Consider the following 21797-nt stretch of genomic DNA (forward strand, 5'->3'; position numbering starts at 1 on the left):
TGTCCATGATTAGGATGAGTACTTATTGATCCCTATCAACAGAGAGCCGGGTGAGGTGAAAGCCGGTATAGGAGAGAAGAAGGAACATGGCCTAGGAGACGTTTCTTTGAAATGTTTAGTAGAAGAAAACGGTTTACCCTCGTTACTGGGTATTAGAGATGTGGAAAGGATTTGCATTTCCACATGAATTTGGGTGGTACCACGTGAACAATCTCGTCCCTTTTATAGGGGCGAGTTTTTATATTTTTTAAAGGAGAATTGCGATGAGTAACCAAAAAACCTTTTATATTACGACTCCTATTTATTATCCAAGTGACAAATTGCATATCGGTCATGCGTACACTACAGTAGCAGGAGATACCATGGCACGCTATAAACGGCTTCGTGGCTATGATGTGATGTACTTGACAGGTACAGATGAACATGGACAAAAAATCCAGAAAAAAGCGGAAGAAGCTGGCAAGACTCCACAGAAATTTGTCGATGATATTGTAGTAGGAATCAAAGAGTTGTGGGGGAAACTGGATATCTCTTACAATGATTTCATTCGCACTACACAAGATCGCCACAAAGTAATTGTACAAAAAATATTTGCTCAGTTGCTTGAACAAGGGGACATTTATTTAGGAGAATACGAAGGCTGGTATTGTATTCAATGTGAGGCGTTTTTCACGGATCGACAAGTAAAAGATGGGAAGTGTCCAGATTGCGGTCGTCCTGTAGACCGAATCAAAGAAGAAAGTTACTTTTTCCGGATGAGCAAGTATGTAGATCGCTTGTTAAAACATTATGAAGAGAATCCTGATTTTATTGAACCAGTATCTCGCAAAAATGAGATGATCGAAAACTTTATTAAACCAGGTTTAGAAGATTTAAGTGTTACACGAACTACTTTTGATTGGGGTGTACCTGTTCCTGGTAATCCCAAACATGTTGTGTATGTATGGTTGGATGCACTGGCTAACTACATCACAGCACTTGGCTATGGAACAGAAGATACAACGAAATTTGATAAATACTGGCCTGCTGATGTACATCTTATTGGAAAAGAAATCGTTCGTTTCCATACTATTTATTGGCCCATTTTCTTAATGGCACTAGGTTTACCATTACCCAAAAAAGTTTTTGGACATGGATTTTTCTTGGTAAAAGGAGAAAAAATGTCCAAGTCGAAAGGAAATGTTATTGACCCAGTTCCTTTAATTGAACATTTTGGGCTCGATGCAGTAAGGTACTATATGCTTCGTGAAGTTCCATTTGGCAGTGATGGAATGTTTACCCCAGAGGCATTTGTAGAGCGTATCAATGCAGATCTGGCCAATGATCTTGGAAATCTACTTCATCGAACTTTGACTATGGTAGAAAAATATTTTGATGGTGTTGTGCCGGAATATGTTCCAAATGCGACTGAATATGATCAGGCATATGTGAGTTTAGCTGCTGAAACGGTTCGAAAAGTAGAAGATTCAATGGAAAAAATGCAGTTTTCAGTGGCACTGACACAAATTTGGGACTTGGTGCGTGCTGGAAATAAATATATAGAAGCGACTACTCCATGGAACTTAGCAAAAACGGAAGAAACACGAGAAGCACTTGGTTCGGTGCTCTATCACTTGTTGGAAAGTCTAAGAGTAGTTGGTATTTTGATTCAGCCGTTTATGACCCAATCACCAAAAGCAATGTTTCGTCAATTACAATTAGCTGATGAAGAGCTTGTTTGGGATTCGATTCATCAGTTTGGGAATACCCAATCAGGTAAAAAAGTGAATAAAGAAAAACCTATTTTCCCTCGTTTGGAAGTAGAAAAAGAACTCACAGCTATTGCACAGCTCATGGATCAAGCAGCAAAGCGTCGCGGGGAGCCTGAAGTAAAGGCAAATGAGGAGAAAGCAGCAGAAAAAATAGAAGATGATTATATTTCTATTGATGACTTTGCTAAAGTAGAACTTACTGTAGCGGAAATTGTCGCTGTTTCCCCAGTAAAAGGAGCTGATCGTTTATTACAGCTTCAATTGGATTTAGGAAGTGAACAACGTCAAGTCGTATCAGGTATAGCAGAATATTATACAATAGAGCAGTTAGTTGGGCAAAAAGTGATTGCAGTTACTAATCTAGCACCGGTAACATTAAGAGGTGTTCGATCGGAAGGAATGATTCTCGCTGCCAAAAAAGGAAAGAAACTCGTGCTGTCTACGGTATCGGATGACATTCCCAATGGCACAAGGGTGAAATAATTACGAGAAATATGCTATGATGGCTACAATCCACTGTTTTTGTCGTGGTCCCCTTAATTGTATTTTTGTTTCTGCAAGGAATGGGGTATATCTTAGGATGGATAGAGCCTGCTAAGATGACTGGTTTATGGGACTAGTTCCGCAGGAATTGCCACTTTTTCAAGTGGTTAGAAGTTAATGAAAGAATATTTTAAAGGACGTGACCAGATGTCGACTGCTAATGGCTCTGTGAAAAGCTCAATTATCGAATGGGGAGTAGCAGTAATCTCTGCTCTATTAATTGCAGTAGTGATTCGTTATTTTCTTTTTGCACCTTATGAAGTAAATGGAACATCTATGTATCCAACTCTCGATGGTAATGAATTATTGATCGTAAATAAATTCATCTATGATGTGAGCAGCCCACAATATGGGGATATTGTTGTTTTTCATACCAACGAGCAACGTGATTTTATCAAGCGTGTAATCGGTTTGCCTGGGGATAAGATCGAAGTGAAAAATGGACATGTCTATCGTAATAACAAGCAATTGAATGAATCCTATATTGCGGAAGAAATGATCGGTGATTTTGCCCAAGTTACTGTTCCGAAAGGTCATCTGTTTGTTTTGGGAGATAATCGGAATAATAGTAAGGACAGCCGTATCATAGGTGCTGTGGATGACAGTGCGGTTGTTGGCCGTGCAGACGTTGTTGTAATGCCATTTAAAGAGTTTCGTCTATTAAATAAATAGTTAGGGTAGAAGTTAGGGGTTAAAAAGATGCTGTTCGAAACACATACACATCTGAATGACAAGCAATTTGATGAAGACCGCCAGCAGGTGATCAAGCGAGCTACTGACGCTGGTATTTCTTATATCCTAAATATCGGATATAATCGAGAAACGATTCCAAGCTCTATAAAGTTAGCAGAAACATACCCCTTTTTCTATAGTTCTGTCGGATGGCATCCTCAAGATGCCATTTCTTGTACAGAAGAGGATCTAGAGTGGCTCTTTTCTCTTACGCATCACCCAAAAGTTGTTGCAATTGGGGAAATCGGTTTGGATTATTATTGGGATACTTCCCCAAAAGATGTTCAACATGAAGTATTTCGAAAGCAAATACGGCTTGCCAAAGAAGTAAATCTGCCCATCATTATTCATAATCGAGATGCGGATGACGATGTGATCCGTATTTTAAAAGAAGAAAATGCAGACGAAGTGGGCGGCGTCATGCACTGTTTTTCAGGAGACATCGCATTGATGGAAACTTGTATCTCCCTTAATTTTTCTATTGGTATAGGTGGACCAGTGACTTTTAAAAATAGACCTGTGCTTAAAGAAGTAGCTAGTAGCGTACCACTGGATAAGTTATTGCTGGAGACGGATTCTCCATATCTAGCTCCACATCCGTACCGTGGGAAAAGAAATGAAACTGCATATGTACGTTTAGTGGCGGAAGAAATTGCAAAACTTCGTGAGATGACTATCGAGGATTTGGCTCAAGTAACAACCGAAAATGCAAAAAAACTGTTTCAAATTATATAGATAGGGAAAAGATTATGCGGAAGGTGAAAGAAATTATTGTAGTTGAGGGGAAAAACGATACTTTAGCTATCAAGCGTGCGGTTGAAGCAGATACTATCGAGACAAGAGGATCTGCCATTCCTAGCTATGTATTGGACGAGCTACGGCGTGCTCAAGCAGTTCGTGGGGTGATTGTATTTACTGATCCCGACTATGCAGGCGAGCGCATTAGACGCATTATTTCCCGAGAAATACCAGAAGTAAAACATGCCTTTATTGAAAAAGAACTCGCATATGATAGGCAGAAAATCGGAGTAGAACATGCAAATCCTTCTGATATTATGAAGGCATTAGAAAATGTCCGTACCTTGGAAGAAGAAATACCTTCATGGCTTTCTTGGAAAGAGTATCTTGCTATTGGGTTAGCTGGACATCCGCATTCTAAACAACTTCGTGAGCAGTTAGCAAAAGAGCTATCTATTGGTTATGCCAATGCAAAACAATTTTTCATGAGGTTGCAAACTTTGCGGATAAGCAGGGAAGAATGTGAACGTGCACTCCTGAACATAAAAGGAGATAGGTCATGAGTTTTGGAATATCAGCAAAAACACGGAAACTGTTAAAGCAGCATAATATAGTACTAAAAAAGAGCTTGGGGCAAAATTTTTTGACTGATGCACATGTACTACAGCGTATTGTAGATGCGGCTGACTTAGATGAAGAGTCTGGTGTGATCGAAATTGGGCCAGGCTTAGGTGCTTTAACAGAAGGTTTAGCGAAACAGGCTCAAAAAGTAGTGGCAATCGAATTGGACAATCGTCTGATTCCTGTTTTGCAGGATATGTTTGTAGATCAGCCTAATGTGGAAATAATACATGCTGACGCTTTAAAACTTGATTTTGCCCAGCTTATCACTGAGAATTTTGGAACTTGTTCACATGTGCACGTAGTAGCGAATCTACCTTACTATGTGACATCACCGATTTTAGTAAAACTACTGGAATCAGGTTTATCACTATCAAATATCGTTGTGATGATTCAAAAAGAAGTTGCTGACCGTATTTTAGCAAAGCCAGGTTCCAAAACATATGGATCACTCAGTGTTTTTGCACAGTATTTCAGTGAACCTAGTAAAGTGGTACAAGTTCCTAGTCATGTGTTTGTCCCTCGCCCACAGGTCGATTCGATGGTGATCAAATTGTCCATTCGAACTGCTGCACCTGTTCCAGTCGAAAATGAATCTTTTTTCTTCCAAGTAGTTAGGGCATCGTTTGCTAAAAGAAGAAAGACCCTGCTCAACTCTTTGAGTAGTTCGTTACCTTTTCAAATGGAAAAAACACGACTAGAACAGGTAATTCACAGCACAGGGATTGATCCTAATTGTAGAGGTGAGATGCTGTCCATGAATTCTTTTGCTCAATTATCTAACGTTTTGCTTCGAGAACGAGATGGAGGTTAACCAAACATAAATTGGATCAATCAAAGTCATAAGTTGGCGTGACTGCTCTTTTTCACCATGCAATACAACTTGGAGGGTGATAGAATGGTGTTTTTTCATCCGAGAAAAGGTAAATATAGTATGGATATGATGATAAAGGAAATCAAGGATTACCTAGAAGCAGATCGCAATAGAGACTATAAGATTATGATTGGAACAGATTCTCAAACGAGAACGAGAGAAACATTGTTTGTTACCGCTATTATTGTACAACGTATCGGCAAAGGCGCGCTGTTTTTTTACACGCGTAAATCCCATCCTGCGATGCATGATTTGAGGTATCGCATATACCGCGAAACAGAATACAGCCTTCATTGTGTAGATCTGCTTAAGGAGCGAGGCTTTTTCCGATTAGCAGAGAACATTCCCATGGAAATCCATTTAGATGTGGGGAAAAAGGGAGAGACACGAAAGGTGATTCAAGAAGTGGTGGGATGGGTAACAGCTGTAGGTTATGAAGCAAAAATTAAACCAGATTCAGTAGCAGCAAGTGCAGTTGCGGATCGGTTTACAAAATAAAAATAGATTGACAAATCCTTTGTACCATTGCTATAATACTACATTTGACATTTCATCTCCCGTGGTATATAATCTTCTATGAGTGAAGTGAGGTGGTCGTAGACAATGGGCAAAAACGCACTATCAGAAATCAAACTAAAGTTAGATGGCTATATCGGACAGAAAATCCACCTAAAGGCCAACAGCGGACGCCGCAAGACCATTGAACGGACAGGTATCTTAGAAGAGACATACCCTTCTGTCTTTATCGTAAAACTGGATGAGGATCAGCATTCTTTTAAACGTGTTTCCTACAGTTATGCAGATATTTTGACGGAGTCGGTAGAACTCACCGTTTATCAAGCCGATAATGAGCAAGTACAAGTAAAATATATCAAAGCAACATAAACGAGGAGATCCTTAGGGATGTCCTTTTTCTTTTTATTTTTTTGGGGTATAAATGGTGATGGATTCATTGAATGAGTTGAAAGCTGATGTCTTTGTTCTTGATAAAAATCTACTCACTATCCCATACTAAATATACCCTGCATTCCTTTAGGAGGCGATGGTAAATGGCACGTCGTGGTGTAATGTCAGATGCCCTTAAGGTGGAGATAGCCAAAGAGCTTGGGTTTTATGATGTAGTACAGCAAGATGGTTGGGGCGGAATTACAACTCGTGATGCTGGAAACATGGTAAAGAGGGCTATCCAAATAGCCGAAGAACAGTTGGCAAAGCAACAAAATGCAGGGGGAAAATAGGAAAGAGCCAAGGGATAATCCTTGGCTCTTTCTTTTCCTATATTATCTACAATTCACTCTTTTACGTCTCTATGAATAAAGAGCTGTGTTATTTACAGTTTCTTTTCTATCATAGTGGCTGTTTTTCTGTATTGGTACGGAATACCTCTCGTGGTACAATAGGAAAATAAAACTGGACGGACATGCACCAGGGGTACCCAAATTTATTTTTGGGGTGTTACGAGAGGAGTATGAGTTTTGTTTATTTCAGAGAAAGCGCCAGCAAAAATAAATTTAACTTTAGATGCACTTTATAAACGAGCGGATGGATATCATGAATTGGAAATGGTAATGACTTCGGTTGACTTAGCTGATCGGATTGATTTACTCTCCCTTCCACACTCTGCAATCCTTCTGGAATCAAGTTCAGGCTTAGTGCCACAAGATGATAAAAACCTCGCTTATATGGCAGCTAGTTTGTTGCGCAAAAAAATGGGAATTAGACGTGGGGTAGCAATAAAAATAGACAAAAAAGTTCCAGTTGCAGCTGGATTAGCTGGCGGCAGCAGCGATGCAGCTGCGACACTTCGTGGATTAAATCGTTTATGGGGACTTGGTCTTAGCTTGCGTGAACTGGCTGAGATTGGTTCAGAGATTGGATCTGACGTCCCTTATTGTGTTTATGGTAATACAGCATTGGCAAAAGGGAGAGGAGAGAGATTGCAAGTGTTACCAGCTCCTCCCTCATGTTGGGTAGTGTTGGCGAAACCACCACAAGGTGTTTCTACTGCTGATGTTTTTGGTGAATTAAAAGTCAATCGTGTTCAAACTAGACCAAAGACCAAAGAGATGATCGAAGCTTTGTATCGGCAAGATTATCGTGCCATTACTCGGCTGCTTAGTAATGTGCTGGAACCTATTACTATGAACATGGAGCCTGATGTTCGGAAATTAAAAGAAAAAATGTATCAGTTTGGTGCTGATGGTGTGTTGATGTCAGGCAGTGGTCCTACAGTGTTTGCCCTTGTAGATCGGGAATCGAGGGCAAAGAGAATGGTGAACAGTTTAAAAGGTTTTTGTCCCCAAGTTTTTGCCGTAAGAATGCTGGGAAACTTGAATAAAACCAAACAAAATGCTATAGTTCAGGCATGATGTTCGGATTTTGGGGGCTAACTTATGGAAAAATGGAAACGGAGTGCTCGTTTGGTTGATATGGTACATCAGCTTTTAAATGAGCCATATCGGTTGATTCCGCTTACAGCATTTGCAAAACGCTATCATGCTGCAAAATCTTCCATCAGTGAAGATTTGACGATTATTCAAGAAGTATTACATGCTGAAGAGAGCGGACAGTTGGAGACCATGGCTGGAGCTTCTGGCGGTGTACGATATATGCCTAGTATGGGTGTGGAAGAAACAAAAACAGTATTGGCACAACTGTGTCAGCAGCTTACCAATACTGAACGTATCTTACCAGGTGGATTCCTGTTTATGTCTGATCTGCTAGGAGATCCAGTACTTTTGCATCATTTAGGACGTATATGGGCTAAAATATTTGGAACAAGTCAGATCGATGCGATTGTAACCATAGAGACAAAAGGGATACCATTAGCATATGCTGTTGCATTTCATCTGCGAAAACCAGTAGTAATCGTGCGTTATGATACAACAGTGACAGAAGGATCAGTTGTGACAGTGAATACAGTTTCTGGTTCTAGCGGAAGAATGAAACAGCTTTCTTTGGCTCGGCGAAGTTTACCTAAAGGATCACGGGTATTGTTAATCGATGACTACATGAAAGCCGGTGGAACAGTCCGAGGTATGATCGAATTACTTCGTGAATTTGAAGCTGAAGTAGTAGGTGTTGGGGTAATGGTTGATTCAATAGTACCTGAGAAATTGGTAGATGGATATGTTTCTTTGACAACAGTGACAGAAGTAGATGAAAAAGGAAAACGGATAAATGTAGAATTTGGAAATTTATTTAATCAAGGAGTGTACAAGGATGAAAATTATTCAAACCAATAATGCACCACAAGCACTTGGGCCATATTCACAAGCTGTGCAAATAGGAAATTTTCTCTTTGCATCAGGTCAAATCCCACTTACACCAGCAGGGGAATTGGTAACAGGAGATATTAAAGAACAGACTCATCAAGTTTTAAAAAATATTATCGCAGTCTTAAAAGAAGCTGATGCAACATTGGAAAATGTAGTAAAAGCAACGCTTTTCATCAAAAATATGGATGATTTTGCTGCAATAAATGAAGTATATGGCGAGTATTTTGATATACATAAGCCAGCTCGTTCAACAGTAGAAGTAGCTCGTCTACCAAAAGATGCGGGCATCGAAATCGAAGTTATCGCACATCTGACTTAAATAAATTAATTTTTTTGTCATAATTGGAAGGAATTTCAAGTGTTCCCTCGAATACTAAGATTAAAGTCATCTTGGTAATAGGTGGTGCATTTGGATGGAAATAACAGATGTTAGATTGCGCAAGGTAAATCGTGAAGGACGGATGCGTGCTATCGCGTCTATCACGATTGATAGTGAGTTCGTTATTCATGATATCCGTGTAATTGATGGAAATAATGGAATGTTTGTTGCTATGCCTAGTAAGCGTACACCTGACGGAGAATTTCGAGATATCGCTCATCCTATCTCTCCGCTTAGCCGTGAGAAGATCGAGTCAGCTGTATTGGAGGAATACCGCCGGGCAGATGATATAGAAGAAGATATCATTCCTACGCCAAAGGCATTATAGGAAGACGCCTCTCTTTTGAGAGGCGTTTTGTTTTGAATTGAATTAATTCAAGTTAAAGTTACTTTTTTCGAGATAGGAAACACCTCATTTGCAATGAACGCCTGATATGTTTATTTACCATACACTGGTTAACTATCGATTACTAAGAAATTGGATCAAAAACATAAAGCTTCTTACTACATTTAATATGAAGTAGACTTGCTTAGAATAGAATACAAAAGTTGCATAAACCCCTATTGTTACGATATATTCAGGAGGGTAATTTATAATGATGGGGGCTAAATAGTGGAGGAGAACCTAAACGCGGTTATCTTAGCAGCGGGTAAAGGCACTCGGATGAAATCGAAAAAGCATAAAGTGTTACATGAATTATGCGGGAAGCCAATGGTACACTATATCCTGGATACACTTGAAGATATGGGTACTACCCAAACGTTGATGGTAATTGGTCATCTAGGAGAAACATTAGAAGAAGCTCTTGAGGGTGTTGTTACGTTTGTCAAACAGAAAGAGCAATTGGGAACTGCTCATGCAGTGATGCAGACAGAAGAGTATCTTCAAGGGAAAGATGGTATTACGCTTGTTCTTAATGGAGATCATCCTTTATTCACAAAAGACACCTTAGAATCATTGATTGAAATTCACCAGCAAAAAAAAGCAGCTGCAACCGTATTGACAGCTGAATTAGCTGATCCTACTGGTTATGGCCGTGTTATACGTCAAGCTGATGGCAGTGTTTCTCGAATTGTGGAGCACAAAGACGCCTCAGATGAAGAACGTGCTGTTCATGAAATTAATACAGGTACTTATTGTTTTCAAAACCAAAAATTGTTTGAAGTGCTAAAATTAGTGAACAATAACAATGCACAAGGGGAATATTATCTCCCTGATGTGATTTCTATTCTGCAAGAACAAGGGGAAGTTATTGCTGCATCGATGATGGAAGATGAAAAAGAAGCCATGGGTGTCAATGACCGTGTCCAGCTAGCTGAAGCAGAATCCTATATGCAACAGCGGATAATAAGAAATCATATGCTCAGCGGTGTAACGATTCATCAGCCTTCTACTGTTACCATTGAAGCTGATGTTGTAATTGATGCTGACACAGAAATATTTCCTGGAAGTTCATTGAAAGGGAATACAAAAATTGGAAGTAATTGTATCATCGGTCCTGAAGCTGATTTACAAGATGTTGTAGTAGCAGATCAGTCAAAAATCCGTTATAGTGTAATCGAAGATAGTGAGATAGGTAGTAATGTGACTGTCGGACCATATACGTATATTCGCCCGAATACATCTTTGGCAGAAAATACAAAAGTAGGAGCTTTTGTAGATTTAAAAAATGCTCAGATAGGAAAAGGATCGAAAGTTTCTCATCTTGCCTATGTAGGAGATTCTGAAGTAGGGCAGAATGTAAATATTGCCTGTGGTGCAGTTACGGTGAATTATGATGGTTTTTCTAAACATAAGACCATCATCAAAGATGGTGCATTTATTGGATGTAATACAAATTTAGTAGCTCCTGTAACAGTTGAAGAAAAGGCTTATATTGCTGCTGGTTCAACGATTACAGAAAATGTACCAGCCGAAGCATTTGCTATTGCTAGGCAGCGGCAAGTAACCAAAACGGATTATGTTGCTAAGTTACGTAAAAAAATCAATAGACACAATTCATTATAGGTGGAGATAACGTAAAATGTCCCAAGCAAACTCTCGTATAAAGGTTTTTAGCTGTAATTCCAATCCGCTGTTAGCACAAAAAATTTGTAATCACTTAGGTATTCCTTTGGGAGACGCGAAAGTTAACAAATTTAGTGATGGCGAAATTCATATCCAGTTAAATGAAACGGTTCGTGGTTTGGATGTATATGTTGTACAGTCTACTTGCGATCCTGTAAACCAACACTTGATGGAATTGCTTGTTATGGTTGATGCGCTAAAACGTGCATCTGCTGGTACGATAAATGTTGTTATTCCTTATTATGGATACGCTAGGCAAGATCGGAAAGCTCGCGCTAGAGATCCGATCACAGCAAAGTTGGTGGCTAACTTAATTGAGACAGCTGGAGCTGATCGTGTAATCGCAATGGATTTACATGCGACCCAGATTCAAGGATTTTTCAATATTCCAGTGGATCACCTGCTCGGTGTACCTATCTTGGGTAAATATTTTCAAGGTAAAAATTTAACAGATCTTGTTGTCGTGTCTCCTGACCATGGTGGTGTGATTCGTGCAAGACGTTTAGCAGAAAGGCTGGAAGCACCGCTCGCGATTATTGATAAACGACGTCCAGAGCCGAATGTATCTGAAGTGATGAGCATTATTGGTAAAGTAGCTGGGAAAACAGCGATTATCATTGATGATATTATCGATACTGCTGGGACGATTGCGTTAGCAACAGAAGCGATTTTAGAACGTGGGGCCAAGGAAGTGTATGCTTGCTGTACACACCCTGTGTTATCTGGACCTGCACTGGAACGTATTCAAAACTCAGGTATAAAACAGCTGATCGCTACAGATACGATCCCATTAAAACCAGAGAAAATGTTAGATAAAATCGAAGTTCTCTCTGTGGCACCTGTAATTGGAGAAGCAATTTATCGAATCCACCACGAACAATCGGTAAGTAAATTATTTGTATAGGCGATTCTCTTTGGGATCGCCTTTTCCTTTTTGAGGTGAGAGAGTTGAAAGTGATTGTTGGGCTTGGGAATCCTGGGAAAAAATACGAACTGACTAGACACAATATTGGTTTTTGGGCTGTTGATCAGCTAAGTGAAAAATGGAATATACCTTTTCAAAAAGAAAAATGGCATAGTGCTATTGCAGAAGGCATTGTAAATGGAGAAAAAGTTTTTTTGTTAAAACCACTAACTTATATGAATTTATCCGGTGAAGCTGTTGGCGCTGCAATGCGCTTTCTAAAACTTTCCACTGAAGATTTGCTTGTTATGTTTGATGATTTGGATATTCCCTTAGGGCAGTTACGTTTACGGCAAAAAGGTAGTTCCGGAGGGCATAATGGGATGAAATCGATTATTTCCCATTTAGGTACAGACCAATTTAATCGCATTAAGATAGGTATCGATCGTCCATCAGGTGGAATGAAAGTAGTGGACTATGTCCTAGAACCTTTTTCAGAAACGGATCATCTCATTGCGGCAGATGCAGCAATTGCTGCTGCAAATGCGACAAATGAATGGTTGAAGAATGATTTCCTCATAGCGATGAATAAGTATAATGGAGCGGTACCTAGGTCATAATAAGAAATGACTCTTTAGAAAGGGAGGCATTCTCATGGTGGAGTATGTCTGCCGCTTTTGCCAATCATCGTTAGGTAAATTGAATAATTCTGTATATTCAGAAGCGGAACTAGGTCTTGATCAGTTGACCTCAGAAGAACGAGAAGATATAATTATCCATGACACAAATGGTCAGATGCAAGTTCGAGTAGTTTGCGAAAACTGCGAACATATCTTAAACCATTACCCGGAACGTTCCCTTCTACCATCACTGTATCATTAATACAAATTGCATGGAGAAGCATAGCCTTGGCACATATTGCTGAGGCTTCTTTTGTATAGGGGAGAAGGAGGTTAACTTGGAACCGCTTACCAATCTATTTGAACAAGATAAAGATGTCCAGTCTATTCTTCATGGACTAGATACTGGGCTTCGTGAACAATTAGCTACAGGTTTAACAGGATCTGCACGCATGATCTTAGTAGCCACTATTTATCAGAAAACAGGTCGTTCATGTGTTGTAGTAACACATAATATGAACCAAGCTCAAAAAGCTGCGGATGATTTGAGTGAACTTTTATCCAAAGAAGAGGTATTGTTATATCCGGCAGACGAGTTGATAACTACAGAAATAGCACTGGCTAGTCCGGAAACATTGGGTAATCGAATTGATGTCATCACTCGTCTGACCTCTGGGTTTTCAGGGGTATTTGTTGTGCCGTTCTCAGGACTTCGCAAAATATTTCCACCTAAATCAATATGGAAAAAATATGCTATATCCCTAAAAGTAGGGAACTCCCACCCGATTGAAAACTTATCCAATAAATTAGTGCATATGGGATATGAAAGAGTAGATATGGTTGAGAAGAGTGGGGAATTTTCCGTCCGTGGCGGAATTGTAGATATTTATCCAGTAACCTTTGAACAACCAATCCGTATAGAATGGTTTGATGATGAGGTAGATTCCATTCGTCCATTTTCGGTAGCAGATCAACGCTCAACCGACAAACTACTCTCTGTGACTCTACCCCCAGCAAAAGAACTCTTTGCAGACAGCGAGCTTTTATATCAAGCAGGAGAGCATGTTCAGAACTTATTGACGGAAAGATTACAAAAGACAAAAGATCCGGCATTAAAAGAGAAATTACAAAGCAGTATCGGTTGGGATATTGAACAGTTGCAATCTGGACTATCCTTTACGGGAATTTACAAATATATAACGCAAATATATCCTCAAGGCGAGAGTATTTTAAACTTTTTGCCAACTGACTCAATTCTTGTCCTTGACGAACCCGCTCGAATACAAGAGACAGCTAAGCAATTAGAGCGGGAAGAAGCAGAATGGCAAACTGCATTATTGGAGCAAGGGGAAATGCTGCCTACTCTTAAGTTGTCATATACAGTTGAGGAAGTTTCTAAATCAAATCATCAGAAAATATATTTATCTTTATTTATGCGCCAGTTAACCCATATGCAAGCACATAATATCGTACAGTTTATGTGTCGCAGTATGCAGCAGTTTCATAGCCAAATGCATGTGTTAAAAGCAGAATTAGAAAGATTGATAAAAGCGAAATATACGATTTTATTTACTGCTAGTACAGATGAACGATTATTACGTTTGATACGTGTGTTGCAAGACTATGGAATGGAAGTCAGTCGTGCAACTGCTGATGCTCACCTGCCAACTGGGAAACCAGTAGTGCGTGTATCTGCCTTATTAAATGGTTTTGAAATGAGCAGTAACAAATTAGCTGTGATTACAGAAGGGGAAGTATTCACCCAAAAGCAGCGGAGAATCCGTCGTTCCAATAAACTCGATCATGCAGAAAAAATAAAAGACTATCAAGAGCTAAAACCAGGCGATTATGTTGTTCATATCAATCACGGTATTGGCAAGTATCTCGGGATCGAAACTTTAAATGTCGCAGGTCTGCACAAAGATTATTTGCATATTCAGTATGCAGGTAACGATAAGTTGTATGTTCCAGTAGAACAAATTGACCAAGTGCAAAAATATGTGGGTAGCGAAGAAAAGATCCCTAAAGTTTATAGCTTAGGCGGTAGTGAATGGAGTAAAGTAAAAAACAAAGTTCGTACTGCTGTAGTCGATATTGCGCAAGACCTGATTAAGCTCTATGCGAAGCGCCAAGAAGCTAGAGGTTATGCGTTTCATGATGATACGCCATTCCAGCGAGAGTTCGAAGCAATGTTTCCTTATGAAGAAACACCTGATCAATTGCGTTCGATTGAGGAAATCAAAAAGGACATGGAAAAAAATCAGCCAATGGACCGTCTTTTGTGTGGAGATGTAGGTTATGGGAAGACCGAAGTAGCAGTTCGTGCGGCATTTAAGGCGATCATGGATGGAAAACAAGTTGCTTTATTGGTACCAACTACGATCTTGGCTCAACAACACTATGAAACTTTTCGGGAGCGTTTTGCAGATTTTCCAATTGAAGTCCATGTTCTTAACCGTTTCCGCAGTCGTAAGGAGCAAAAAGAAACAATTGAAGGATTAAAAGCGGGATCTGTCGATATCGTGATAGGGACTCACCGAGTATTATCAAAAGATCTTGGCTTCCGTGATTTAGGGCTGTTGATAATTGATGAAGAACAACGTTTTGGTGTAAAGCACAAAGAACGAATCAAAGAACTAAAAACGAACATCGATGTGTTGACTTTAACAGCTACGCCTATCCCTCGTACCCTCCATATGGCTATGATGGGAGTACGTGATTTATCAGTCATTGAAACGCCTCCGGAAAATAGATTCCCTGTACAAACTTATGTCATTGAATACTCTGCTGCATTAGTGCGAGAAGCAATTGAACGGGAATTGTCTCGTGGTGGACAGGTATATTTTCTATACAACCAAGTTAACAACATTGATCGCATGGCTGATCAGATTCGTATGCTAGTACCTGAAGCAAAAATCGCTGTAGCTCATGGGCAAATGGTCGATACAGAGCTGGAACGCGTTATGCTTGACTTTTTGGATGGTGAATATGACGTCCTAGTCAGTACAACGATTATTGAAACAGGGGTAGATATCCCTAATGTAAACACATTAATTATATATGATGCAGATAAGATGGGACTTTCTCAGTTGTACCAGCTTAGAGGAAGAGTTGGACGATCCAATCGGATTGCTTATGCTTATTTTACCTATCAAAGGGATAAGGTCTTATCAGAAACAGCAGAGAAACGCCTCCAAGCTATCAAGGAGTTTACGGAATTAGGTTCCGGATTTAAGATTGCTATGCGTGACTTATCTATTCGTGGTGCGGGCAATTTGCTTGGAGCAGAGCAACATGGGCATATTGCGACAGTTGGATTTGAGATGTATAGCCAAATGTTAAAAGAAGCTGTAGTAGAATTACAGCAAGGGGTAACAGAAGCGAAAGAGGTAATAGAACCCACGCTAGACCTCAATGTAGATGCTTATCTGCCTAGCGAGTATATTACAGATGAGAAACAAAAAATTGAGTTGTATAAAAAAATTAGAAGCTTACAGACTTTGGAGCAAGTTGCTGATTTAGAAGAAGAAATGGAAGATCGTTTTGGTGATCTACCTGATCCTGTTCAAAACCTACTCCGGGTTGCGAAACTTCGTGCGTATGCATTGAAGTATGGAATAGAAATAATGGAGGAAAAAGGGTCAGAAATTCATGTTACCATGCGTGTTGAAGAAAATACGAGAATCAATGGGCAAGCACTTTTTAAACTAGCTCATCAATTCCCAGGTCGAGTACGTTTGGTCTCCGGTAAACATGTTGGTATGATATTTAAGAAGACAGGGCTTACACCGAAAGCGATATTGGAGATGATGGATAATTTTTTCAAGCAGTATGAACAAGTGTTAAAAGTAGAAGGAGTGGTTCAGAGTGCAACGATCGACTAAATGGATAGCAGGCAGTGTCGCCGTAATTTTGGTAATAGGTAGTATCATCTTGGGGACAACTTCCTATTGGCAGTCAAACGACAAAACGAATAAAACGAAAACGCAGCAACAAGCAACAACCAAACCTCTAGACACTTCCAGCAAAAAAATAGCAGGAGAATACAAAGGTGGAAAAGTGACAGAAGGGGAGTTAAATGCTTACATCAATATTAACTCCTTCTTTGATCCACAATTGGCAGCCCTTTTCTCGTCTACAGAAGCTTCTGCTGCTGCGCAACAAAAACAAACTCGTCAACAGATTGCAAAAGTATATTTAACCAAAAAATACATAGCTGGCTTACAAACAGTAACACCTGCTGAGCAAAAGACGATTGATCAACAAGGAAAAGAATTAGAGAAACAAGTAATTGAGTATAGTAAAATGATGGGGCAGAATACCAAAATTGCGAACATCCAACAGGCCATTGCGGGAAAAGGTTTTACCCAAAATCAATTGAAACAGGTAGCAGACCAAGATGCTAAAGTGGATATGTATTTAGGGAAGCAAATTGAAAATAGTACTTATGAGCGAGTAAAACTGCGGCATGTGCTTATATCTTTTACTCAAGCAGGAACTCAGGCTGGGGAAGGACAAACCAATCGTACAGAAGCAGAAGCAAAAAAACGTGCTTTAGAAGTAAAGAAAAAACTCGAAGCTGGTGGCGATTTTGCCAAACTGGCAAAAGAGTACTCGGATGACCCTGGTTCCAAAGATAAAGGTGGATTGTATGATTCTGACGTAAGTGGATTTGTAACAGAGTTTGCTAATGCTGCTAAGACACTTCCTATTGGGAAAATCAGTGATCCAATCAAAACGGATTATGGTTATCATGTGATGAAAGTAGAAGCAAGAACTCAAGAAAAAGTAAAGAATGCGCCGAAAGATCAACTTGAACAAATCCAAAGCACAAAGAAACAAGAGGTATTTAGCAATATAGAGAAAGAAATAGGAGTAAAGTTATACGTTTAGAGGGGATTCATCCCCTCTTTTTTTTGTCTTTATCCAAATGAAATTATTTTATTCCCCGCATAAGATGTTCCCAGCAGATTCATACTATGGTTTATAAGACCAAAAGAACCAAGGAGTAAAGAACGGAGGAAATCATGACAATGAAAGCAACAGGCATCGTCCGTCGTATCGATGACCTTGGACGTGTAGTCATCCCAAAGGAGATTCGTCGGACACTTCGCATTCGTGAAGGAGATCCTTTAGAAATATTTGTAGATAGAGATGGTGAAGTCATATTAAAGAAATATTCTCCTATTGGCGAATTAAGTGATTTTGCCCAAGAATATGCAGAAGCACTATATGAAAATATACAGCAGACTGTTATCGTTTGTGACCGAGATAGTGTCATAGCTATAGCAGGTGGCTCCAAAAAAGAATATATGGAAAAATCCATTAGCAGTATGATTGAGACTTCTATGGAATCCAGGCGCCCTCAGCATGAGTACAATGGTGGAATTGCTGAGATCATTAAAGGTAGCCCCGAGGAATATGCATCTTATATCGTTGTACCGATTAATGCAGGTGGCGATCCGATCGGTGCAGTCGTTATTATGTCTAAAAAAGATGGTTCCAAATTAGGAGAGTTAGAAAGTAAATTAGCAAGTACTGCTGCCACATTCCTTGGCAAACAGATGGAAAACTAAGACAAAACACGGTTTTTTATCTACATATGTGCTCTGGTTTCGTTCTTATTAATCTATTTTGTGTCATTGCAAAATCAGTCGGCGGTGTTCTCTTTTGGGGACACCGCTTTTTTTTTGCTATTTCTTCGAGTAGAATCAGCTGAATTGCTTGGATTGTAGACGTATTCCATTCCATCCACTTTAAGGTATTCCAATTGAGGACAAACACTCTACACATGCAGAAAGATAGAAATTTTGATATATTAGTATGGTTCTTTCTTTGTTCATCAAATTTAAGCTGTAGCATGTAGATAGCAGGTGTTTGGATATTGGAAAAAATACAGCGTTCTTTTTTAACCGGTGCCCTCATTCTCAGTATTGCAACCATGATTTGCCGATTTTTAGGAGCAGTTTATCGCATCCCTTACCAAAACATCACAGGAAATGAAGGGATGTATGTTTATAGTCAAGTATATCCCCTTTACAGTGTGTTGTTGCTCTTAGCAACAGCTGGTTTCCCCTTAGCTATATCGAAATTGGTATCAGAGAGAATAGCGAAAGAAGATTGGTCTGGAGTTAAACAAATTCATCGAGTTTCGATGGTAGTTTTGTTTGTACTAGGGAGTATGGCTTTTCTCATTTTATATTTTGGTGCACCATGGATAGCTGCTTGGATGGGGAGCAAACAGCTTCTTACTTTACCTATTCAGTCTGTTTCTTTTGCTCTTTTGCTTATCCCATTTACCGCATCTTTGCGAGGGGTATACCAAGGACAACAAGAAATGATGCCTTCGGCTGTTTCCCAAGTCTCTGAGCAGTTGGTTCGAGTTATTACGATATTGATTTGTGCTTGGTATGCAATGAGTTCAGGATTAGGCGTAGTATATGCAGGAGCAGGCGCGGTTTTTGGTGCGACAACTGGAGCTTTTATAGCAGTTCTGGTATTGATTTTGTTTCGCAGGAAAAGTAGAGGCTTTGTAACTATGAATACAAATGGTTCTACATATTCTGTTTCTCATATAGATGTTATACGAGCTTTATTTGCAATTTCTTTACCGATTTGTATCAATTCGCTTCTCTATCCTCTGTTTGGACTTGTTGATTCATTTACAATTGCTAATTTCTTAGTGGATGCACATTGGAGTGTTGTGTCAAGTATCAATGAAAAGGGGATCTATGATCGAGGCGGGCCTTTATTGCAGTTTGCCGCTTTTTTTGCCACAGGTATCGCCCTTTCTATCGTTCCTGCGATGACCATGGCCAAACAACGGGGACAGACAGAAGAAGCAGAAAAACGAGCAAATATAGCGATTCGTTTGACATGGATGCTGGGTTTGCCTTCTTCCATTGGTCTAGCAATTGTAGCGATGCCGACTAATGTTATGCTGTTTAAAGATGCGGCGGGTTCTGATGCGTTACTTATTTTATCTTTTTCGACCATCTTTGTAACACTTGGAGTGACGTCTGCCGCTATTTTGCAAGGTTTAGGCCGTGTCATTCTTCCTGCTGTTACGATTGTGATTGCAGTTATAGTGAAATGGGTATGTAATTTTTTCTTCATCCCAATCTGGGATATAGGTGGAGCTGCACTTGCTACGGTCCTTGCATATGCGATCGGTGCAGGTTTGAATCTTTGGGTTTTAAAAAGATCTATTCCATCGATTCGCACCCCATGGATGAAACTATTCGCAGCAAATGGTCTCTTAGCATGTGCTGCTTTGGTGATGAAAACAGTCTTACTTTTGGTTACTTCAGGTTTAGAAAGTGAGCGACTTGCCATGACTTTCACATGCCTCGGTTCTGTCACAGCAGGAGTGATCGTATACCTTTGGGCGATCCTTCGATTTAAGTTGATTGAGGAAGAGGAGCTAGCATTGGTTCCAAAGTTGGGGAAATGGCTTGGGAAGAAGGAGTAGGAAGCGAGATTATTTGAAGATATCCTCTTAAAGGATGTCTTTTTGCTTTTTTTGAGTAATTTTTGTTGCGAGAAGCGAAAAAAGTAGTTGCTAATTGCATCACAAATGTAAAAAGAGCCAAAATTTATTTAATTTGATATAATATTGGAGAAGATATCCTTTTGAAGGATGTCTTTTTTCATAACTAACTTTGTTAGGAGACTGTTCTCACTGGCTGCATATAGTTAGCACGTTGATTGTTAGCTGTATGTAGCCAGTGAGGGTGGTCCAGTAAATCTGATATTGATTAGGGATTGGTTGAGACGATAAAACGACTCCCAGTTACCTGATTAGCATGCTAGGACGCTTTCCTCCCGCTGGCACAGGAGTGAAAAACGATGACTTGGAAGGAACGCAGTTATGGAAACAAGGTGAAGCGAGAAACTCTTCGAAAACTGATTCTGGAAGGTCAGAAGCTGGAGCAAGACTATCGTTTTGTAAAAGCAAGGGAGAGACGTAAGACTGTTCGGGAAAAGAGAAGAGAGGCTCAGGAACTTCGCAAGCAAGACTGCCAGTAGGGACATGGAGAATGTCACAATAAACTACTGAATCGAAGTGCCTCGCTGCTGAATTCTCATTTGGTCTAAGAGCAGCTTACGATGTTCCATCTCCGTTCAAACTGAGTAGAAGATAACGGGAATTTCACCTTGTGTGTAGCTTCCACTGTAGTTTTTGCAGCTAGTGCTTGTGGTGAGTCGAAAGTCGTCTAGGATGGAAGCAGACCTAGCAGGTTGTTATGATGAGATAGATAGCCTCTTGGGTTGTCTATCTTGCTGGATGATAAATTATCAGAATACAAAGAAAATTAAAGAAGTCAACTTATATTGGCCAAGAGATGAGATATAGTGTCAATTTTCCTATTGTTTCATATATAATATGACTTAGATATCCTTTAAGGATGTCTTTTTTTTACAATAAAGCGATAGGGATGACTACTCTCACTGGCTTCATATGGTTAGCACATGATTGTTAGCTGTATGTAGCCAGTGAGGTAGTCCAAGTAAGGGATATTGGTTGAGGCGATAAAACGACTCCCGATTTCTCTAATACCATGCTTCGGACGCTTTCTGCCCACTGGTGCAGGAGTGAGAAAAATGGCAAAAAAGCCGAAAGGAAACAAGAACAAGGAAAAACTTGAAGAGTTGGAGATACGCCAGAAGGAACAAGGGATTAAGCAAACACAGCAAAAAATGAGCTTCGATCAAGATGATAACAGACGCAGTAATAATGCTGAGAAACGCGATGCTGCTAAAGAACTCCGTGAGTTAGAAGATCAACAGATGAAGCGACAGGAAGACCGTCGTAAACAATCTGCTGATACGCGTGAGGAATGGAACTTGTGGCTCAAATATCTCACCCTAGTTTCTACTGGTAGTGTAGGTGTCATTAAACTTGGAATTGTTGTTCCTGTTGTTTCCAATACTATCTTGGGTATACTTGGTTTTCTTTGGCTAGGCACAGGAGTGTGTCTGATTCCACGGATTGCGAGGAAAAGTGGAAAGGGTCCGAAAGGCAAGCAGTAACCCCTATCAGGTTTGTTGTAAAAAAGACAGATGGTGAGAACCGTCTGTCTACCTGGGATGAAAAAATACATAATATTCGGAAATTAAATATAAGACCTGCCCAGGTTTTTACAGGCAAGCAGTAATACCCCTATCACATTTTAACCTGTTGTAAAAAAGACAGATGTCTTCTGGGCAGGTAAGTTTATTGTAAACATTTTTTATGGATAATACAATTAAATATATTGCGAAATGTACCATAAAATAATCAACATGG

At 39.7% G+C, this 21797-nt stretch carries 22 protein-coding genes and 1 other annotated feature (1 of these 23 only partly in view); all 22 genes read left to right on the top strand.

Features of this window, described 5'->3' with window-relative positions:
- Positions 1 to 224, top strand: a binding site (T-box leader); it begins 4 nt to the left of the window's first position.
- Positions 225 to 263: 39 nt separating this feature from the next.
- The 22 genes from metG (at position 264) to AC5WOF_RS17055 (ending at position 21541) form a co-directional block, all read left to right on the top strand.
- Complete coding sequence (metG, locus tag AC5WOF_RS16950; protein ID WP_496051141.1) at positions 264 to 2234, top strand: methionine--tRNA ligase; 1971 nt, start codon at positions 264 to 266, stop codon at positions 2232 to 2234.
- A 177-nt stretch (positions 2235 to 2411) separates the two neighbouring features.
- On the top strand, positions 2412 to 2966 hold the full coding sequence (gene lepB, locus AC5WOF_RS16955; RefSeq protein ID WP_496051142.1) for a signal peptidase I: 555 nt from the start codon (positions 2412 to 2414) through the stop codon (positions 2964 to 2966).
- A 27-nt stretch (positions 2967 to 2993) separates the two neighbouring features.
- Complete coding sequence (locus AC5WOF_RS16960; protein WP_496051143.1) at positions 2994 to 3761, top strand: TatD family hydrolase; 768 nt, start codon at positions 2994 to 2996, stop codon at positions 3759 to 3761.
- 14 nt (positions 3762 to 3775) lie between these two features.
- The gene (gene rnmV, locus AC5WOF_RS16965) at positions 3776 to 4327 is read left to right on the top strand and encodes a ribonuclease M5 (RefSeq protein ID WP_496051144.1); all 552 of its coding nucleotides are present in this window, start codon (positions 3776 to 3778) and stop codon (positions 4325 to 4327) included.
- On the top strand, positions 4324 to 5199 hold the full coding sequence (gene rsmA, locus AC5WOF_RS16970; RefSeq protein WP_496051145.1) for a 16S rRNA (adenine(1518)-N(6)/adenine(1519)-N(6))-dimethyltransferase RsmA: 876 nt from the start codon (positions 4324 to 4326) through the stop codon (positions 5197 to 5199). The genes rnmV and rsmA overlap by 4 nt, the downstream gene beginning before the upstream one ends.
- An 84-nt stretch (positions 5200 to 5283) precedes the next feature.
- A complete protein-coding gene (locus AC5WOF_RS16975) occupies positions 5284 to 5757 on the top strand; it encodes a ribonuclease H-like YkuK family protein (RefSeq protein ID WP_496051146.1) in 474 nt (157 codons plus the stop codon).
- 105 nt (positions 5758 to 5862) lie between these two features.
- A complete protein-coding gene (veg, locus tag AC5WOF_RS16980; RefSeq protein ID WP_240876329.1) occupies positions 5863 to 6144 on the top strand; it encodes a biofilm formation stimulator Veg in 282 nt (93 codons plus the stop codon).
- Positions 6145 to 6308: 164 nt separating this feature from the next.
- A complete protein-coding gene (locus tag AC5WOF_RS16985) occupies positions 6309 to 6497 on the top strand; it encodes a small, acid-soluble spore protein, alpha/beta type (RefSeq protein WP_496051147.1) in 189 nt (62 codons plus the stop codon).
- A 237-nt stretch (positions 6498 to 6734) separates the two neighbouring features.
- On the top strand, positions 6735 to 7628 hold the full coding sequence (gene ispE / locus AC5WOF_RS16990) for a 4-(cytidine 5'-diphospho)-2-C-methyl-D-erythritol kinase (protein ID WP_496051148.1): 894 nt from the start codon (positions 6735 to 6737) through the stop codon (positions 7626 to 7628).
- Between the two features lie 24 nt (positions 7629 to 7652).
- A complete protein-coding gene (purR, locus tag AC5WOF_RS16995) occupies positions 7653 to 8504 on the top strand; it encodes a pur operon repressor (protein ID WP_496051149.1) in 852 nt (283 codons plus the stop codon).
- Complete coding sequence (locus AC5WOF_RS17000; RefSeq protein WP_496051150.1) at positions 8482 to 8856, top strand: RidA family protein; 375 nt, start codon at positions 8482 to 8484, stop codon at positions 8854 to 8856. Before purR ends, AC5WOF_RS17000 begins: the two co-directional genes overlap by 23 nt.
- A gap of 94 nt (positions 8857 to 8950) precedes the next feature.
- Complete coding sequence (gene spoVG / locus AC5WOF_RS17005) at positions 8951 to 9244, top strand: septation regulator SpoVG (RefSeq protein ID WP_028777589.1); 294 nt, start codon at positions 8951 to 8953, stop codon at positions 9242 to 9244.
- A 285-nt stretch (positions 9245 to 9529) separates the two neighbouring features.
- Positions 9530 to 10924, top strand: coding sequence for a bifunctional UDP-N-acetylglucosamine diphosphorylase/glucosamine-1-phosphate N-acetyltransferase GlmU (gene glmU / locus AC5WOF_RS17010; protein WP_496051151.1), 1395 nt, complete (start codon positions 9530 to 9532; stop codon positions 10922 to 10924).
- 16 nt (positions 10925 to 10940) lie between these two features.
- Positions 10941 to 11888, top strand: a complete 948-nt coding sequence (locus AC5WOF_RS17015; protein ID WP_496051152.1) for a ribose-phosphate diphosphokinase — start codon at positions 10941 to 10943, stop codon at positions 11886 to 11888.
- Between the two features lie 44 nt (positions 11889 to 11932).
- On the top strand, positions 11933 to 12508 hold the full coding sequence (gene pth / locus AC5WOF_RS17020; protein WP_496051153.1) for an aminoacyl-tRNA hydrolase: 576 nt from the start codon (positions 11933 to 11935) through the stop codon (positions 12506 to 12508).
- Positions 12509 to 12542: 34 nt separating this feature from the next.
- Positions 12543 to 12770 (top strand): anti-sigma-F factor Fin, encoded by a 228-nt coding sequence (locus AC5WOF_RS17025; protein ID WP_496051154.1) that lies wholly within the window; start codon positions 12543 to 12545, stop codon positions 12768 to 12770.
- A 76-nt stretch (positions 12771 to 12846) separates the two neighbouring features.
- Positions 12847 to 16392, top strand: a complete 3546-nt coding sequence (gene mfd / locus AC5WOF_RS17030) for a transcription-repair coupling factor (protein ID WP_496051155.1) — start codon at positions 12847 to 12849, stop codon at positions 16390 to 16392.
- Positions 16376 to 17401 (top strand): peptidylprolyl isomerase, encoded by a 1026-nt coding sequence (locus tag AC5WOF_RS17035; protein WP_496051156.1) that lies wholly within the window; start codon positions 16376 to 16378, stop codon positions 17399 to 17401. Before mfd ends, AC5WOF_RS17035 begins: the two co-directional genes overlap by 17 nt.
- A 140-nt stretch (positions 17402 to 17541) precedes the next feature.
- Positions 17542 to 18084 carry a stage V sporulation protein T gene (gene spoVT, locus AC5WOF_RS17040; RefSeq protein ID WP_496051274.1) on the top strand — a complete coding sequence of 181 codons (543 nt, stop codon included), beginning with the start codon at positions 17542 to 17544 and terminating at the stop codon, positions 18082 to 18084.
- A 308-nt stretch (positions 18085 to 18392) separates the two neighbouring features.
- Positions 18393 to 19979 carry a putative polysaccharide biosynthesis protein gene (locus AC5WOF_RS17045; RefSeq protein WP_496051157.1) on the top strand — a complete coding sequence of 529 codons (1587 nt, stop codon included), beginning with the start codon at positions 18393 to 18395 and terminating at the stop codon, positions 19977 to 19979.
- Positions 19980 to 20356: 377 nt separating this feature from the next.
- Positions 20357 to 20536 (top strand): hypothetical protein, encoded by a 180-nt coding sequence (locus tag AC5WOF_RS17050; RefSeq protein WP_496051158.1) that lies wholly within the window; start codon positions 20357 to 20359, stop codon positions 20534 to 20536.
- 576 nt (positions 20537 to 21112) lie between these two features.
- Positions 21113 to 21541, top strand: a complete 429-nt coding sequence (locus tag AC5WOF_RS17055; RefSeq protein WP_496051159.1) for a hypothetical protein — start codon at positions 21113 to 21115, stop codon at positions 21539 to 21541.
- The last annotated feature ends 256 nt before the right edge of the window (positions 21542 to 21797 follow it).

It is taken from the genome of Shimazuella sp. NTD250 (genome assembly GCF_059510375.1).

Coding starts and splice junctions, on each gene's coding strand:
- rsmA (WP_496051145.1), top strand. CDS start 4,324: ATGAGTTTTGGAATATCAGCAAAAACACGGAAACTGTTAAAGCAGCAT.
- AC5WOF_RS17055 (WP_496051159.1), top strand. CDS start 21,113: ATGGCAAAAAAGCCGAAAGGAAACAAGAACAAGGAAAAACTTGAAGAG.
- AC5WOF_RS17000 (WP_496051150.1), top strand. CDS start 8,482: ATGAAAATTATTCAAACCAATAATGCACCACAAGCACTTGGGCCATAT.
- rnmV (WP_496051144.1), top strand. CDS start 3,776: ATGCGGAAGGTGAAAGAAATTATTGTAGTTGAGGGGAAAAACGATACT.
- AC5WOF_RS16985 (WP_496051147.1), top strand. CDS start 6,309: ATGGCACGTCGTGGTGTAATGTCAGATGCCCTTAAGGTGGAGATAGCC.
- veg (WP_240876329.1), top strand. CDS start 5,863: ATGGGCAAAAACGCACTATCAGAAATCAAACTAAAGTTAGATGGCTAT.
- purR (WP_496051149.1), top strand. CDS start 7,653: ATGGAAAAATGGAAACGGAGTGCTCGTTTGGTTGATATGGTACATCAG.
- AC5WOF_RS17015 (WP_496051152.1), top strand. CDS start 10,941: ATGTCCCAAGCAAACTCTCGTATAAAGGTTTTTAGCTGTAATTCCAAT.
- AC5WOF_RS17025 (WP_496051154.1), top strand. CDS start 12,543: ATGGTGGAGTATGTCTGCCGCTTTTGCCAATCATCGTTAGGTAAATTG.
- lepB (WP_496051142.1), top strand. CDS start 2,412: ATGAAAGAATATTTTAAAGGACGTGACCAGATGTCGACTGCTAATGGC.
- spoVT (WP_496051274.1), top strand. CDS start 17,542: ATGAAAGCAACAGGCATCGTCCGTCGTATCGATGACCTTGGACGTGTA.
- metG (WP_496051141.1), top strand. CDS start 264: ATGAGTAACCAAAAAACCTTTTATATTACGACTCCTATTTATTATCCA.
- AC5WOF_RS16975 (WP_496051146.1), top strand. CDS start 5,284: ATGGTGTTTTTTCATCCGAGAAAAGGTAAATATAGTATGGATATGATG.
- AC5WOF_RS16960 (WP_496051143.1), top strand. CDS start 2,994: ATGCTGTTCGAAACACATACACATCTGAATGACAAGCAATTTGATGAA.
- AC5WOF_RS17050 (WP_496051158.1), top strand. CDS start 20,357: ATGACTTGGAAGGAACGCAGTTATGGAAACAAGGTGAAGCGAGAAACT.
- spoVG (WP_028777589.1), top strand. CDS start 8,951: ATGGAAATAACAGATGTTAGATTGCGCAAGGTAAATCGTGAAGGACGG.